We start from the raw sequence: 15,720 nt of genomic DNA, 5'->3' as shown, positions 1-15,720 counted from the left end.
TTTGATTCCAATGAGTTGAAAACAACTCACAGAGTCTGAGATGTAAAAAAACCCGCCGAAGCGGGTTTTTTTGTACCAGTGAACCAGTTACCAGTGAGTCAGAGCATTACTTTGTCGGCATTTCAGGTTTAGTCGCTGGGGCAGTCGCCGTACTTACTGCTGAATGACCCCCAGCAGAACCTTTACCTTCAAAGTTAAACTCAGGGCGAACCCAGTCACTTTGACGGGAAGGCTCTGGCACATAGCTTGGCGCCGGTGCTTTAGTCATCGGTGACGTTGCATGATGCTTAAAGCGTGGTGCAACAGCCGCAGCCTGACTGACTACCGGAGTTTCCGCGACAGGTGCCGCTTCAACAACAGGTTTCACTTCCGGAGCTGGCGCAGGGCTAACTTCAACCGCGGGTGCAGCTACCGGAGCCTGAATCTGAACTTCTGGTTCAGCGATGACAGCTACCGGTTCAACAACAGCAGGTTCTTGCGCCTGAGGCGAAATCGCGACCACTGGTGTTTCTTCTACCGGCTCTGCTGTCTCTGGCTCAACCAGAACAGGTTCATCGGCAACAGGCTGTTCAGCTACTGCAGCAGTTTCGGATTGCGTAACTTGCTGTGCAGTATCAGCAACATGTACCTGCTCAACGTCTGGCGTTTCAACGCGAGTCGCTTCAACGGTTGGCTGCTGAGGTGTAACGTCAATGGTTTCATTCAGAACAGGGGTGTTTTCCTGTGCGATTTCAACTTGCTGAGTTAACACTTCTGGCGCTTCTGTTTCTGCAGTGTGCTCTTCAAATCGCTGACCTTGCTCAGATGCCTGAGCCACCGGGTAGGTGATCCACACTTTACCTGAAGCCATTTCCGGAGAAACGAATGCACCCGCCATTGGCATTGGTGACTGAGTCGGGTAACGCTCATCACGGTAGCGGCGACGACGTTGTCCGCTGACGCGAAGATGGCGCGGCGAACGACGTGAACGACGTGGCATACCGTTTTCACGGGCGTTGTCATTCAGGTTTTCATCGTTATCAGACGCGTGAGTCGTTTCTGCACCCGCTTCTTCATGTGAAGTGAATGCAGGTTCAGCAGGGCGGCTGCCCGTAATCAGCAGTTGAGCAGCAGCTTCAGCTTCGGAGTCCACTTCTTCTGACTCGAAACGCACTTTCTGAGTCAACTGACGACGCTGACGACGATGCGTTGGCTGGCGATCTTCCTGCTCAGCATCATCCTGCACTGGAGCAGGAACTACCGGAGCTTCCACTTCCTGAACCACAACGTCCTGAACTTTCTCTTCCGGCTGTGTTCTGCGTTTATCATCAGAACGGCGACGCGAGCGCTCACGACGAGGTTGTTGCTGCTCTTCACGAGCGACAGTTTCCACTTCTTCGTTGCGTGTTTCAGTAACAACAGGTTCCTGATTGCGACGGTTACGGCGCTGGTCTTCACGAGGTTCGCGAGGTTCACGGGTGTTTTCGCGGGTATCACGGCTCTCGCCACGATTATCACGATTGTTATCACGGCCTTCACCACGATTACCGCGATCGGTACGCTCACCGCGTTCGCCGCGTTCGCCTCGTTCGCCGTTACGTTCGCGACGTCCACCCTGACGTCGCTGATTGCGGCGATCGTTGTTACGGCGGTTTTCTGCAGCTTCAGTGGTTTCAGGTTCCGCTTTTGGCTCTTCAACAGGTTTAACTTCTTGTTGAGGTTCCGCAGCGAACAAGCCCTTCAGGCCGCTCAGCAGACGGCTGACAAATCCAGGTTTCTCAGCGGCCGGTGCAGCAGGTGCGTTGACGGTTGTCGTGCGTGTCTGTACTGGCTCATCCGGAACTGCTGTCTGCTCGAAGCTTGATGGCGGTGCTTCGCTCTGAAGAGCGAATGCGGCAAGAGCGGGTTGCTCAGGACGACGACGCTCAGACGGAGTTTCTTCTGAAGGTTGCAGCATTTCAGCTTCATGAATCTGCGGCAGCAGATAGCTCAGTGCAGAAATTTCTTCACCTTTGCGCACACGAAGAACGTGGTAGTGCGGAGTCTGCATCTGATCGTTTGGTACGATCACAGCACGCACGCCACCCTGACGTTTCTCGATGGCATTCACCGATTCGCGTTTTTCGTTCAGCAGGTAAGAAGCGATCGGCACCGGTACGATGGCGTGAACTTCTTTGGTGTTTTCTTTCAGAGCTTCTTCTTCGATCAGACGCAGAATCGACAGGGAAAGTGATTCGTTATCGCGCACAGTACCGGTACCGGCACAACGTGGGCAGATGTGGTGCGTCGATTCACCCAATGACGGGCTGAGGCGCTGACGGGACATTTCCAGCAGACCGAAACGGGAAATGCGACCGATCTGGATACGAGCACGGTCCTGACGAACCGCATCACGCAGACGGTTTTCCACTTCACGCTGATGGCGTACTGGCGTCATGTCGATAAAGTCGATAACGATCAGACCACCGAGGTCACGTAAGCGTAACTGACGAGCAATTTCATCAGCGGCTTCGAGGTTGGTGTTGAAGGCCGTTTCTTCGATATCGCCGCCGCGGGTTGCACGCGCGGAGTTGATGTCGATAGCGGTCAGCGCTTCGGTGCTGTCGATAACAATTGAACCACCGGAAGGCAGACGCACTTCACGCTGGAATGCAGATTCAATCTGAGACTCAATCTGGTAATGACTGAACAGCGGGATTTCACCTACGTACGGCTTAATCTTGCTGCTGAAATCTGGGCGTCCGAGAGCAGCGATATGCTCTTTAGCCAGTTCAAGGACTTTAGGGTTATCGATGAGGATTTCACCGATGTCCGGGCGGAGGTAATCACGGAACGCACGGACGATAACATTGCTTTCCTGATGGATCAGGAACGGAGCAGGGCGGCCTTCAGCAGCTTTCTTAATGGCATCCCAGTGTTTCAGGCGGAATGTCAGATCCCATTGCAGGGCTTCTGCGGATTTGCCGACACCGGCAGTACGCACAATCAGGCCCATGCCGTCAGGCAGTTGCAGAGAAGACAGCGCTTCTTTTAATTCAGTGCGGTCATCACCTTCAATCCGGCGGGAAATTCCCCCAGCACGTGGATTGTTTGGCATCAGAACCAGGTAGCTACCGGCCAGGCTGATAAACGTCGTCAGCGCTGCGCCTTTATTTCCACGTTCTTCTTTATCAACCTGAACAATCACTTCCTGACCTTCGCGTAAAACATCTTTGATGTTCGGGCGGCCATGTGAGGCGTAATTGTTTGGGAAATATTCGCGGGAAATTTCTTTCAGAGGAAGGAAACCATGTCGTTCTGCACCGTAATCTACGAATGCCGCTTCAAGACTAGGTTCAATGCGGGTGATTTTACCTTTGTAAATATTCGCTTTTTTCTGTTCATGGCCCGGACTTTCAATATCCAAATCATACAGACGCTGTCCATCTACAAGGGCAACGCGCAACTCTTCTTGCTGAGTTGCGTTAATCAACATTCTTTTCATCTTAACTTACTCGTTATTTTTCCATTATTGACAGAGCTGCGGGCAAAATGACGTCATGACCGGATAAACCGTTGGCCCCGAGTCTTCTCGCAAATCGTCAACCTCACGGCTGTCGCTTGCATAGGGGCGCATTATTTCGGTAAGTCTGCTTTTGCTGTATTAAAGACACCAGCGTTATGAAAGCAGCACTTTTATTAGGGGAATAGCTTCTGAATTTAAGTTTACAGATCTCATTCCGTTTGCCGGCCAAGCTGCAACCCGCAGCCCGCTAATTGCTTGATTTCACATTACGTCTTACGCCATTGCTGCGTTTTTGTGCGATCAGGCAAATCTATAATTCCTGCGTTTTCCCTAACTTAAGAGAAACAACGCGGAAAGTGACTTCATTATTCCATTGCAGGCACTGTGATAGCAAGGTGACTTTTCCCGTTCTGACCAAGAATCTTATCCATCTGCGAGGCAATGCACATTGCTCATGCTTTTTATCTGGTTTTCTTGCAGGTTTTCCATGGTAGTTGCTGGTAAGCTATGAGTTAAGCACATAAAAATCTGTGGCGCGAATCGTGCCTGATATTTAGAATCCCGAGCCATGAAAACTGATAATCCAACTGTACAATTAATTCCCATTTCGGAAGATGAAGCCGGTCAGCGCATCGACAACTTCTTACTTAAAATCCTGAAAGGCGTGCCGAAAAGCATGATTTATCGCATCGTGCGTAAGGGCGAAGTCAGGGTTAATAAAAAACGCATTAAACCAGAATATAAGCTTCTCGCCGGTGATGAAGTTCGCGTTCCTCCGGTGCGAATTGCTGAAAGAGATGAAGCGCCGGTTTCCGCCAAACTGGATAAAGTCGCTGCTCTGACGGATTGCATCCTCTATGAAGACGATCACCTCCTTATCCTTAATAAACCGTCGGGCACCGCAGTACATGGCGGCAGCGGGTTGAGTTTCGGTGTGATTGAAGGTTTGCGTGCATTGCGTCCTGAAGCCCGTTTCCTGGAACTGGTTCACCGTCTGGATCGCGATACTTCCGGGGTTTTGCTGGTTGCGAAAAAACGATCTGCGTTACGTTCATTGCACGAGCAGTTGCGTATAAAGAGTATGCAGAAAGACTACCTTGCACTGGTACGGGGTGAATGGCCTTCGCATTGCAAAGTCGTTCAGGCTCCGTTGCTGAAAAATATTCTGCAAAGCGGCGAGCGTATCGTCCGGGTGAATGCCGAAGGTAAACCTTCTGAAACCCGGTTTAAAATTGAAGAGCGCTACGAGTTTGCCACATTGGTTAAAGCCAGCCCGGTGACGGGCAGAACCCATCAGATCCGCGTCCATGCTTTGCACGCCGGTCATCCTATCGCGTTTGATGACCGTTATGGTGAGCGTGATTTCGATGCAAAACTGTCAGGAACCGGTCTGAATCGTTTGTTCCTGCACGCAGCGGCATTGCGTTTTGAACATCCCAATACCGGTGAGACGATGCGAATTGAGGCGCCGATGGATGCCAAATTGCGTAACTGTTTGAAAGCACTGCGTGGTAAAAGCAGCGCCCGATAAGTCATCGTCTATCCTAAAAAGGGCGCACAGGTTGCGCCCTTTTTCTGGATTAAATTTAGAGAAGTGGATTGATGCAGTGTTCACGCAGCAAGCCAAGCAGGGCGATAAGCGGTAAACCAATCAGTGTATTAGGATCACGCCCGTTCAGGCTTTCAAACAGCGTGATGCCCAGTCCTTCGCACTTAAAGCTGCCAGCACAGTCGTAAGGTTTTTCTCGGTGCAGATAGCCGGAAATTTCGTCATCAGATAATGATCTGAATACAACGTTAAAAGTTTCGCACAGCGTTTGTACCTGCGAGGTTTTTACATCCAACAGGCACAGACCCGTGTAGAACGTGACAGTTTGGCCACTGGCGGCGCGCAATTGGCGAAAGGCGTTCTCAAATGTGTAGGGTTTGCCTGTGATGTGGCCATTGATGACACAGACCTGATCCGATCCAATAATCAGATGATGTGGATGCGAGACGCTGAGTGCGCTGGCTTTAGCTTGTGCCAGGCGTTGCACCAAATTTTCAGGCTGTTCCTCTGCGCGCGGTGTTTCATCAATATTTGGCGCAGCACAGCGAAAGACGAGGCCGGTTTTTTCAAGCAGTGCTTTTCTGTAGACCGAGGTTGAGGCTAAAAGCAGTTGTGGAGAAGGCATAGTCATAATTTTTTTCACAAAGCGTAGCGTTATTGAATAGTACATTTTAAACTGTTGGCCGCTGTGGAAGCGAATATTGGTGAAAGGTGCGGTTTTGAGGCCTTTTTCTTTGACTCTCTGTCGTTACAAAGTTAATATGCGCGCCCTATGCAAAAAGTAAAATTACCCTTAGCCGTTGATGCGATTCGTACCGCCCAAAAGCGTTTAGACTACTCCGGTGTTTATACGCCTGGTCAGGTGACACGATTAGCAGCATCAGTGGTGAGCGTTGACTCTGATGTCCAGACTTCTTTGTCTTTTGATATCGACAATCTTCGTCTGGCCGTTATTAATGGTCAGTCTGATGTTACTGTGACTCTGGAATGCCAGAGATGTGGTAAGACGTTTGAGCACCAGGTTCACGCAACATATTGTTTTAGTCCTGTCCGTAATGATGAACAGGCTGAAGCATTACCGGAAGCGTACGAGCCGATTGAAGTCGATGAGTTTGGCGAAGTCGATCTGCTGGCGATGATTGAAGACGAAATTATTCTTTCACTGCCTGTCGTTCCGGTACATGAATCTGAACACTGTGAAGTGTCCGACGCGGACATGGTATTTGGTAAACTGCCTGCAGAGGTGGAGAAACCAAATCCATTTGCCGTATTAGCGAGTTTAAAGAAAAGTACTTAAGGAGTAAGGTCCATGGCCGTACAACAGAATAAACCAACCCGTTCTAAACGTGGCATGCGTCGTTCACACGATGCTCTGACCACTTCCACTCTGTCTGTGGACAAGACTTCTGGTGAAACTCACCTGCGTCACCACATCACTGCCGACGGTTTCTACCGCGGTCGCAAGGTAATCGGCTGATATCTGCCAGCTACTTATTCACGTGATAAGTGCTAGCAAGGCGATACCTTGACTCGTCTAACCCTCGCGTTAGATGTAATGGGCGGGGATTTCGGTCCATCCGTCACAGTGCCTGCTTCATTGCAGGCACTTATCTCTAATTCTGAATTAGACCTTCTTCTGGTCGGCATTCCCGACGACATCACACCTTTTTTAGCCAAAGCCGATCCTTCTCTTTTAGAACGAATTCGGATAATTCCTGCTGAGTCCGTTATAACCAGCGACATGCGCGCGTCGCAAGCTATACGCGCCAGTAAAGGAAGCTCAATGCGTGTGGCGCTGGAATTGATCAAAAGTGGTGATGCGCAGGCGTGCGTCAGCGCGGGAAATACCGGCGCGTTAATGGGATTAGCGAAACTGGTTGTAAAACCCCTGGAAGGTATTGAGCGCCCGGCGCTGATGAGCGTATTGCCCAATCAGCAGCGTAGTAAAACGGTGGTGCTCGATCTGGGGGCTAACGTTGAGTGTGACAGCACGATGCTGGTTCAGTTTGCCGTGATGGGGTCAGTAATGGCGGAGCAGGTGGTGGGTATCAGTAACCCCCGCGTTGCCTTACTTAACATCGGTGAAGAGGAAAGCAAAGGGCTGGATAACATCCGTGAAGCCGCAGCTATTTTAAAAAAAACCACCTCTATCAACTATATCGGCTATCTTGAAGGCAATGACCTTCTGACCGGTAAGACAGATGTGATGGTGTGTGATGGTTTCGTCGGAAACGTTACGCTCAAAACCATGGAAGGTGTAATAAGGATGTTTTTGTCACTGTTAAAATCCTCTGGAGAGGGTGGCAAGAAGGCCTGGTGGTTGAAGTGGTTAGGTCGGATTTTACAGAAGAAATTGCTAAAGCGTTTTAGCCATCTCAACCCCGACCAGTATAATGGCGCATGTTTGTTAGGATTACGGGGCATCGTTATTAAAAGCCACGGTGGAGCAAATCAGCGTGCGTTTGCTGTTGCTATCGAACAGGCTGTGCAGGCGGTGCAGCGGCAGGTCCCTCAGCGGATTGCCGCGCGCCTTGAAGCTGTATTACCCAAGAGTGACTGATCGTACATGTATACAAAGATTCTCGGTACGGGGAGCTATTTGCCCGTGCAAGTTCGGTCCAACGCCGACTTAGAAAAAATGGTGGATACCTCCGACGAGTGGATTGTCACCCGCACAGGTATTCGTGAACGTCGTATCGCTGCTCCGGATGAGACTGTGGCCACAATGGGCCTGCAAGCAGCAGAAAAAGCACTTAAAATGGCCGGCGTCAGCGCAAGCGACGTGGGTTTAATCATTGTTGCAACAACCTCATCTTCACATGCATTCCCAAGCTCAGCCTGCCAGTTGCAGAATATGCTGGGCATCAAGGATTGCGCAGCGTTCGATCTGGCTGCTGCATGCGCAGGTTTCACCTATGCGCTGAGTGTGGCCGATCAGTACATCAAGAACGGTGCGGTAAAACATGCGCTTGTGATCGGTTCAGATGTTCTGTCGCGTAAACTCGATCCTCAGGATCGCGGTACGGTGATTCTGTTTGGTGATGGTGCCGGTGCGGTCTTGCTCGGCGCATCCGAAGAACCAGGCATCATTTCCACCCATATGCACGCCGACGGACATTATGGCAATCTGCTGACGTTACCGTATCCAAGCCAGACTGAGCCGGAAAAACCTGCTTACGTCACCATGGCGGGGAACGAAGTCTTCAAAGTGGCGGTCACTGAGCTGGCGCACATTGTTGATGAAACACTGACGGCGAATAACCTGGATCGCTCCGAACTCGACTGGCTGGTGCCGCATCAGGCTAACCTGCGCATCATCAGTGCCACAGCGAAAAAGCTGGGCATGGGGATGGATAAAGTTGTGGTTACGCTGGATCGTCATGGCAACACGTCAGCGGCCTCCGTGCCAGCGGCATTTGATGAAGCGGTACGTGACGGCAGAATTCAGCGCGGGCAATTAGTGTTGCTTGAAGCATTTGGCGGTGGCTTTACCTGGGGCTCGGCGCTGGTTCGTTTTTGATTTAACAGGATCATAAAAATGACAAATATTTCAGTTGTTTTCCCTGGTCAGGGTTCTCAAACGCTCGGCATGTTGGCGGATTTAGCCGCTGCATATCCGGTTGTAGCAGAAACATTTGCCGAAGCCTCTTCGGTGCTGGGGTACGATTTATGGCAGCTGGTGCAAGAAGGACCAGTTGAGGAGTTGAACAAAACCTGGCAGACACAGCCTGCGTTGCTGGCAGCTTCCGTGGCTATCTGGCGTGTGTGGCAACAACAGAACGGTGCTAAACCCGTTCTGATGGCAGGTCATAGCCTCGGTGAATATTCAGCGCTGGTTTGTGCCGGTGTTCTGGATTTCAAACAGGCTATTTCTCTGGTTGAACTGCGTGGCAAATTGATGCAGGAAGCTGTTCCTGCTGGCACCGGTGCGATGTATGCCATCATCGGTCTGGATAACGACGCCATTGCAAAAGCGTGTGAAGAATCTGCCCAAGGCCTGGTTGTTTCTCCGGTGAACTTCAATTCGCCGGGGCAGGTTGTGATTGCGGGTAACAAAGAAGCCGTAGAGCGTGCTGGGGCTGCCTGTAAAGCCGCGGGTGCAAAACGTGCCTTACCGTTACCTGTCAGCGTGCCGTCTCACTGTGCTTTAATGAAGCCAGCAGCAGATAAAATGGCCGTAGCGCTTGAAAACATTACCTTCAGTGCACCACAGTTCTCTGTGGTCAACAACGTGGATGTTAAAGTAGAATCCTCGCCTGACGCGATCCGCAGTGCATTAATTCGTCAGCTATACAGCCCGGTACGCTGGACTGAATCTGTCGAATTCATGGCGGCTCAGGGTGTAGAGCAGTTGGTCGAAGTAGGGCCTGGTAAGGTGCTGACAGGGCTGACGAAACGTATTGTTGATACCCTGACGGCTGTCGCAGTGAACGACACTGCAAGCTTGACAGCGGCGCTGGAACAGTAAAAAGAGGATATTATGAGCTTCGAAGGCAAAATTGCACTGGTAACAGGTGCCAGCCGTGGTATTGGCCGCGCTATCGCAGAAAAACTGGTTGCTGGCGGCGCGAAAGTGATCGGCACGGCGACCAGCGAGAAAGGTGCTGAAGCGATCGGTGAATATTTAGGCGATAACGGCAAAGGTATTATGCTCAATGTGGTTGATTCTGCATCTATTGAGCAAGTATTGACGACGATTCGAGCTGAATTTGGCGAAATTGATATTTTAGTTAATAATGCCGGCATTACCCGTGATAACCTTCTCATGCGTATGAAGGATGATGAGTGGCAGGATATCCTGGATACAAACCTGACTTCAGTGTTTCGGCTGTCAAAAGCTGTCATGCGGGCTATGATGAAGAAACGGTGTGGACGGATTATTACAATTGGTTCCGTTGTTGGCACCATGGGTAACGCAGGGCAGGCGAACTACGCGGCGGCTAAAGCTGGCTTGATTGGTTTTAGTAAGTCTTTGGCGCGTGAAGTTGCTTCACGTGGCATTACTGTCAACGTCGTGGCTCCCGGCTTTATTGAGACGGATATGACAAGGGCGTTGACAGATGATCAACGCGCAGGCATTTTGTCATCAGTTCCAGCCAACCGGTTGGGCGATGCCAAAGAAATTGCCAGCGCCGTTGCTTTTTTAGCCTCTGACGAGGCCAGCTATATCACCGGTGAAACATTACATGTCAATGGCGGCATGTACATGATTTAAAAATTACGAAATTATTTGCGTTTTTTGCGGTAAAAACCGCAAAATAGAGCAAATTCGTGGTTTGAACAGCCTGGATTTAGTTGCATCTTTTTCAACATTTTATACACTACGAAAACCATCGCGAAAGCGAGTTTTGATAGGAAATTTAAGAGTATGAGCACTATCGAAGAACGCGTTAAGAAAATCATCGTTGAACAGCTGGGTGTTAAACAGGAAGAAGTAGTGAATGCTGCATCTTTCGTAGACGACCTTGGCGCTGATTCTCTCGACACCGTTGAGCTGGTTATGGCTCTGGAAGAAGAGTTTGATACCGAGATCCCTGACGAAGAAGCTGAAAAGATCACTACTGTTCAGGCAGCAATTGATTTTATCAACGCTAGCCAACAGTAAGCGTACATGCTTTAAGTTTAGATAGTTAGGCGGTCATTTGACCGCCTAAGTTTTTTTTATCCCACGGTATTACTACTTTTTTCCCTCCCTGGAGGACACCCGTGTCTAAGCGTCGAGTTGTAGTGACTGGACTGGGCATGCTGTCTCCTGTCGGCAATACTGTAGAGTCCACTTGGAACGCTCTCCTTGCCGGTCAGAGTGGCATTAGCCTGATCGACCATTTTGATACTAGCGCCTACGCAACACGGTTTGCAGGCTTAGTTAAAGATTTCAACTGTGAAGAGTTCATCCCGCGCAAAGATGCCCGCAAGATGGATGCCTTTATTCAGTATGGTATTACCGCCGGTATTCAGGCGATGCAAGACTCAGGGCTTGAAGTGACGGCTGAGAACGCGCCCCGTATTGGTGCGGCGATCGGTTCCGGTATCGGCGGGCTTGGTCTGATAGAAGAAAACCATTCCTCATTGGTTAACGGCGGACCACGCAAAATCAGTCCTTTCTTCGTTCCTTCCACCATCGTAAACATGATCGCAGGCCATTTGAGCATTATGTTTGGATTGCGTGGACCGAGCATTTCTATTGCTACAGCCTGTACTTCTGGCGTACACAACATTGGCCATGCGGCACGTATTATCGCGTATAACGACGCTGACGTGATGCTGGCAGGCGGCGCAGAAAAAGCCAGTACCCCTTTGGGTGTGGGTGGTTTTGGCGCGGCCCGTGCGTTATCGACGCGCAATGACAACCCTCAGGCGGCAAGTCGCCCTTGGGATAAAGATCGTGATGGTTTCGTACTGGGTGACGGCGCAGGCATTATGGTGCTGGAAGAGTATGAACACGCCCGCAAACGTGGGGCGAAGATTTACGCTGAGATCGTTGGTTTTGGCATGAGCAGCGACGCCTTCCATATGACCTCACCACCGGAAGACGGTGCAGGTGCTGCGCTGGCAATGGAAAATGCGTTACGTGATGCAGGCATTTCTGCCTCTTCAGTGGGTTATATCAACGCGCACGGCACATCCACCGCTGCGGGAGATAAAGCCGAGGCTCAGGCGGTGAAATCTGTCTTTGGTGCGGATGCGCATCGCGTGCTGGTCAGTTCCACTAAGTCGATGACCGGACACTTGTTAGGCGCTGCGGGCGCGGTAGAATCCATTTTCACGGTTCTGTCGCTGCGCGATCAGGCGGTTCCTCCAACCATCAACCTGGATAATCCGGATGAAGGTTGTGACCTTGACTTCGTGCCTCACGAAGCACGTCAGGTCAAAGATATGGAGTACACCTTGTGTAACTCATTCGGATTCGGTGGCACCAATGGTTCACTGGTATTCCGTAAAATCTGACTCAGTCGGTGATGACTGAAATAGAAGGCCCGTTGATCGGGCCTTTTTGCTGTCTGGGTGAAAGGGCGCCCTCAAACGGCAGTTCAACAGAATGCGTGTTGATGCCAGCTGCAGATTGCAGTGCGGTAAAGTCGGAATGCTCCACTTGCTGAGATGAGCCTGCTCCCGCAGGCTCTGCTGACAGAAATTTTGATGCCCGGAGGGTGTAACCATGTGGATTAACGGTGTGGTGACAAATACATTGCTGGCAGGCGACCGGGCGGTGCAGTTTGGCGACGGGTGCTTTACAACCGCGCGGGTGATTCAGGGAGTCATACAGTTTCTGCCCTTACACATTGCCCGCATGCAGCGAGCCGCCAGCGCCCTCAGTATTACTCAGGCTGACTGGCAGGCACTTGAGTCCGAAATGGTGCAGGCCGCGTCGGGACATGCTCAGGGCGTGGTGAAAGCGATCCTCACCCGCGGTCAGGGAGGGCGTGGTTACAGCGCCGCAGGATGCAGTGCCCCATCGCGCATTGTCTCTTTCTCTGATTATCCTGCCCATTATCACCTGTGGCGTGAGCAGGGCGTGAAGCTCATATCAAGCCCGGTCACGTTAAGCAAAAATCCATTGCTGGCCGGTATCAAGCATCTAAACCGGCTTGAACAGGTCATGATCCGCATGCATCTTGACCAGACGGACGCCAATGAGGCACTGGTGGTTGACACTTCCGGTTGCCTGGTGGAATGCTGTGCGGCCAATTTATTCTGGCGTAAGGGGAACCGCGTTTACACCCCGGATTTATCGCAGTCCGGTGTGGACGGCATTATGCGCCAGCACATTATTCGGGAGCTACGTTCAAGGTCAGACTGGACAGTCGATATTGTCAGTGAAACGCCGGAAACACTGGCCGATGCTGATGAGATCCTGATTTGTAACGCATTAATGCCATTATTACCGGTGACGCAAGTGGATGAACGCCATTATTCCTCGCGACATTTGTACGATTTCCTGCGCCACAGTTGTTAAAAAGTGAACAATCCATGACACACAAAAAAACTAAAATCCTCGCCCTGATTGTCCTGATCCTGCTCGGGATGGCGGCATTTTCCTACCATAAAGTGAAACAGTTCGCTGACCGTCCGATTAACGTCAGCAGCGAAACCATTTTTACCCTGCCAGCGGGCACCGGGCGCGTGGTGCTGGAAACATTACTGATTGATAAAAAACTCATGAAGCCCAATCCGTGGTTTCCATGGTTGTTGCGCCTTGAGCCTGAACTGAGTGAATTCAAAGCGGGCACTTACCGTTTTGAGAAAGGTATGACCGTGCGCCAGATGCTCGAGTTGCTGAAAAGTGGCAAAGAAGCGCAGTTCAGCATTCGTTTCGTCGAAGGCTTTAAGCTCAGTGACTGGATGAAGGTTCTGGATAATTCAGAGTTTATTAAACACGAATTAAAAGGCAAAAGCGGGGAAGAGATCGCCGCAGCGCTGGGCATGACCGACACGAAAAATGCCGAAGGTTGGTTGTATCCTGATACCTATCACTACACGGCGGGCATGACGGATTTATCGCTGCTTAAACGTGCGCACGTGCGCATGGAAAAAACCGTTGCGGATATCTGGAAGGAGCGCGCGGATGCCTTACCCTATAAAACGCCTGCTGAGTTGGTGACAATGGCGTCAATCATCGAAAAGGAAACAGCAGTCAAGGGTGAACGCGCAGAAGTGGCATCGGTATTCATTAACCGTTTGCGCATTGGTATGCGTTTGCAAACCGATCCGACGGTCATATATGGCATGGGCGAAAGTTATACCGGCAATATTCGCAAAAAAGATCTCGAGACGCCGACGCCGTACAATACCTACGTCATTTCCGGTTTGCCGCCTTCGCCCATCGCGATGCCAAGTGAAGCTTCTCTTCAGGCTGCGGCACACCCTGCAAAAACGCCCTATCTTTACTTTGTCGCTGACGGCAAAGGCGGGCATACTTTCAGCACTAACCTTGTGAATCATAACAAGGCGGTTCGCGTGTATTTAGAGGCTCTGAAGAATAAGAATGAAAAGTAACTTCATTGTAATTGAAGGCCTTGAAGGGGCGGGCAAAACGACCGCTCATGAAGTGGTTGTGAATGCGTTACGCCAACATGGCGTCGAAGAAATTGTTTTTACCCGTGAACCCGGCGGCACGCCGCTGGCGGAAAAGCTGCGGGATTTATTTAAACGCGGCGTGGACGGTGAAAAACCTACCGTGAAAGCTGAAGTGCTGATGCTCTACGCAGCGCGTGTTCAGCTGGTTGAGACGGTGATCTTGCCCGCTCTGGCGCGCGGTGCATGGGTGGTGGGGGATCGTCATGATCTTTCTTCCCAGGCCTATCAGGGCGGCGGCCGGGGTATCGATGCGGCGCTGATGAGTTCGCTGCGTGACACCGTACTGGGTGACTTTCGTCCCGATCTGACGCTCTATCTTGACCTTCCACCCGCGCTTGGCCTGCAACGAGCCCGCGCCCGTGGTGAGCTGGATCGTATTGAGCAGGAAGCCTTGCCGTTTTTCGAACGCACGCGTGCCCGTTATCTGGAACTTGCTGGTCAGGACAGCCGCATCAAAACCATTGATGCCTCTCAGGCTATCGAACAGGTGACTGCGTCTATCGAACAGACGCTGAAAAACTGGTTCGATGAACAATCATTGGCGCAAGGTCGCGCATCATGAGCTGGTATCCGTGGCTTAGCGCCCCCTATCGTCAGCTGATTGGACAGTATCAGACCGGCCGGGGACATCACGCCGTACTGATGCATGTTGCGGCGGGCATGGGCGACGATGCGCTGGTCTACGGGCTAAGCCGCTGGTTGTTGTGTCAGCATAAAGACGGCGAGAAAAGCTGCGGCAAATGCCACAGCTGTCAGCTGATGATCGCCGGAAACCACCCTGACTGGCATGTGCTGCAGCCCGAAAAGGGTAAAAGCTCACTGGGTATTGATCCGGTGCGTCAGCTGATTGAGACGCTCTACAACTATTCGCAGCAGGGCGGGGCGAAAGTTGTGTGGATCCCGCAGACCGAATTGCTCACTGAAGCGGCAGCCAATGCTTTGCTCAAAACGCTGGAAGAACCTCCGGCCGGAACCTATTTTCTGCTGGGCTGTCGTGAACCTTCTGCGTTACTGGCAACTATCCGCAGCCGCTGTTTCTACTGGCATCTGCCGGTGCCCGAAGAAGCTTTGTCGGTTCAGTGGATCAACCGTCAGCTCAGCGCAGATGTAATAACGGTCAGAACCGCATTACGCCTGACGCAGGGCGCGCCTCTTTCTGCGCTCGAACTGTTGCAGCCGGAACGCTGGAAACAGCGTCTGGCGCTATGCCAGCAGCTTTTCACCCAATGTCAGCAGCAGGATATGTTGGCTCTGCTGCCACAGCTGAACCATGATGATGCCGCAGACCGCATCAGCTGGCTGGCTTCGCTGCTGCTGGATGCCATCAAATGGCAGCAACAGGCTGCGCAGTTTATCGTTAATCATGACCAGCAACCTCTGATCGCGTTGCTTGCCAGCGCGCAGTCCAATGCGTCACTGCAACAATCCGTATCGGCATGGATGCAGTGCCGTCAGCAGTTGCTCTCCATCACAGGTGTAAACCGCGAACTGCTGCTGACGGAACAATTGCTCGAATGGGAACATATGTTGCAAGGCGCAGTTGTCCCTTCTTACTTCAGTTCTGACCTGTCGCGCTGAACCCCACTTTCAATCGTAATGAGTTAACCAC

15 protein-coding genes are annotated in these 15,720 nt (G+C 51.4%); 13 read left to right on the top strand and 2 right to left on the bottom strand.

The features are described 5' to 3' along the window. Positions 1-106 precede the first annotated feature (106 nt). Positions 107-3,463: a ribonuclease E gene (rne, locus tag ED901_RS09355; protein WP_122095746.1), complete on the bottom strand. Its 3,357-nt coding sequence runs from the start codon at positions 3,461-3,463 to the stop codon at positions 107-109. Positions 3,464-4,052: 589 nt separating this feature from the next. On the opposite strand from rne, the gene rluC reads away from it, so the two are divergent. Then, entirely contained in the window at positions 4,053-5,015 is a 963-nt protein-coding gene (rluC, locus tag ED901_RS09345) for a 23S rRNA pseudouridine(955/2504/2580) synthase RluC (protein WP_122095745.1), read from the top strand. A gap of 55 nt (positions 5,016-5,070) precedes the next feature. Here rluC and ED901_RS09340 read toward each other — a convergent pair whose 3' ends face one another. After that, positions 5,071-5,664, bottom strand: coding sequence for a nucleoside triphosphate pyrophosphatase (locus ED901_RS09340; protein WP_122095744.1), 594 nt, complete (start codon positions 5,662-5,664; stop codon positions 5,071-5,073). 141 nt (positions 5,665-5,805) lie between these two features. On the opposite strand from ED901_RS09340, the gene yceD reads away from it, so the two are divergent. From yceD to holB, 12 genes are all read left to right on the top strand, one after another. Beyond that, positions 5,806-6,330 carry a 23S rRNA accumulation protein YceD gene (yceD, locus tag ED901_RS09335; RefSeq protein WP_056778749.1) on the top strand — a complete coding sequence of 175 codons (525 nt, stop codon included), beginning with the start codon at positions 5,806-5,808 and terminating at the stop codon, positions 6,328-6,330. Positions 6,331-6,342: 12 nt separating this feature from the next. Further along, positions 6,343-6,510: a 50S ribosomal protein L32 gene (gene rpmF / locus ED901_RS09330; RefSeq protein WP_013576249.1), complete on the top strand. Its 168-nt coding sequence runs from the start codon at positions 6,343-6,345 to the stop codon at positions 6,508-6,510. 48 nt (positions 6,511-6,558) lie between these two features. Further along, on the top strand, positions 6,559-7,593 hold the full coding sequence (gene plsX / locus ED901_RS09325) for a phosphate acyltransferase PlsX (protein ID WP_122095743.1): 1,035 nt from the start codon (positions 6,559-6,561) through the stop codon (positions 7,591-7,593). A gap of 6 nt (positions 7,594-7,599) precedes the next feature. After that, positions 7,600-8,553 (top strand): beta-ketoacyl-ACP synthase III, encoded by a 954-nt coding sequence (locus ED901_RS09320; RefSeq protein WP_122095742.1) that lies wholly within the window; start codon positions 7,600-7,602, stop codon positions 8,551-8,553. 18 nt (positions 8,554-8,571) lie between these two features. Beyond that, the gene (gene fabD / locus ED901_RS09315) at positions 8,572-9,501 is read left to right on the top strand and encodes an ACP S-malonyltransferase (protein WP_122095741.1); all 930 of its coding nucleotides are present in this window, start codon (positions 8,572-8,574) and stop codon (positions 9,499-9,501) included. A gap of 12 nt (positions 9,502-9,513) precedes the next feature. Next, positions 9,514-10,248, top strand: coding sequence for a 3-oxoacyl-ACP reductase FabG (fabG, locus tag ED901_RS09310; protein WP_122095740.1), 735 nt, complete (start codon positions 9,514-9,516; stop codon positions 10,246-10,248). Positions 10,249-10,401: 153 nt separating this feature from the next. Continuing rightward, entirely contained in the window at positions 10,402-10,638 is a 237-nt protein-coding gene (gene acpP, locus ED901_RS09305) for an acyl carrier protein (protein WP_015690190.1), read from the top strand. 101 nt (positions 10,639-10,739) lie between these two features. Beyond that, on the top strand, positions 10,740-11,981 hold the full coding sequence (fabF, locus tag ED901_RS09300) for a beta-ketoacyl-ACP synthase II (RefSeq protein ID WP_072158133.1): 1,242 nt from the start codon (positions 10,740-10,742) through the stop codon (positions 11,979-11,981). Positions 11,982-12,192: 211 nt separating this feature from the next. Continuing rightward, positions 12,193-12,990 (top strand): aminodeoxychorismate lyase, encoded by a 798-nt coding sequence (gene pabC, locus ED901_RS09295; RefSeq protein WP_122095739.1) that lies wholly within the window; start codon positions 12,193-12,195, stop codon positions 12,988-12,990. 14 nt (positions 12,991-13,004) lie between these two features. Then, positions 13,005-14,030, top strand: coding sequence for an endolytic transglycosylase MltG (gene mltG / locus ED901_RS09290; protein WP_056778769.1), 1,026 nt, complete (start codon positions 13,005-13,007; stop codon positions 14,028-14,030). Then, a complete protein-coding gene (gene tmk, locus ED901_RS09285) occupies positions 14,020-14,673 on the top strand; it encodes a dTMP kinase (RefSeq protein ID WP_122095738.1) in 654 nt (217 codons plus the stop codon). The genes mltG and tmk overlap by 11 nt, the downstream gene beginning before the upstream one ends. Next, positions 14,670-15,689: a DNA polymerase III subunit delta' gene (holB, locus tag ED901_RS09280; protein WP_122095737.1), complete on the top strand. Its 1,020-nt coding sequence runs from the start codon at positions 14,670-14,672 to the stop codon at positions 15,687-15,689. Before tmk ends, holB begins: the two co-directional genes overlap by 4 nt. The last annotated feature ends 31 nt before the right edge of the window (positions 15,690-15,720 follow it).

Source organism: Rahnella sp. Larv3_ips (assembly GCF_003697865.1).
Taxonomy (GTDB): domain Bacteria; phylum Pseudomonadota; class Gammaproteobacteria; order Enterobacterales; family Enterobacteriaceae; genus Rahnella; species Rahnella rivi.
This window is presented reverse-complemented; position numbering and strand designations above follow the sequence as displayed.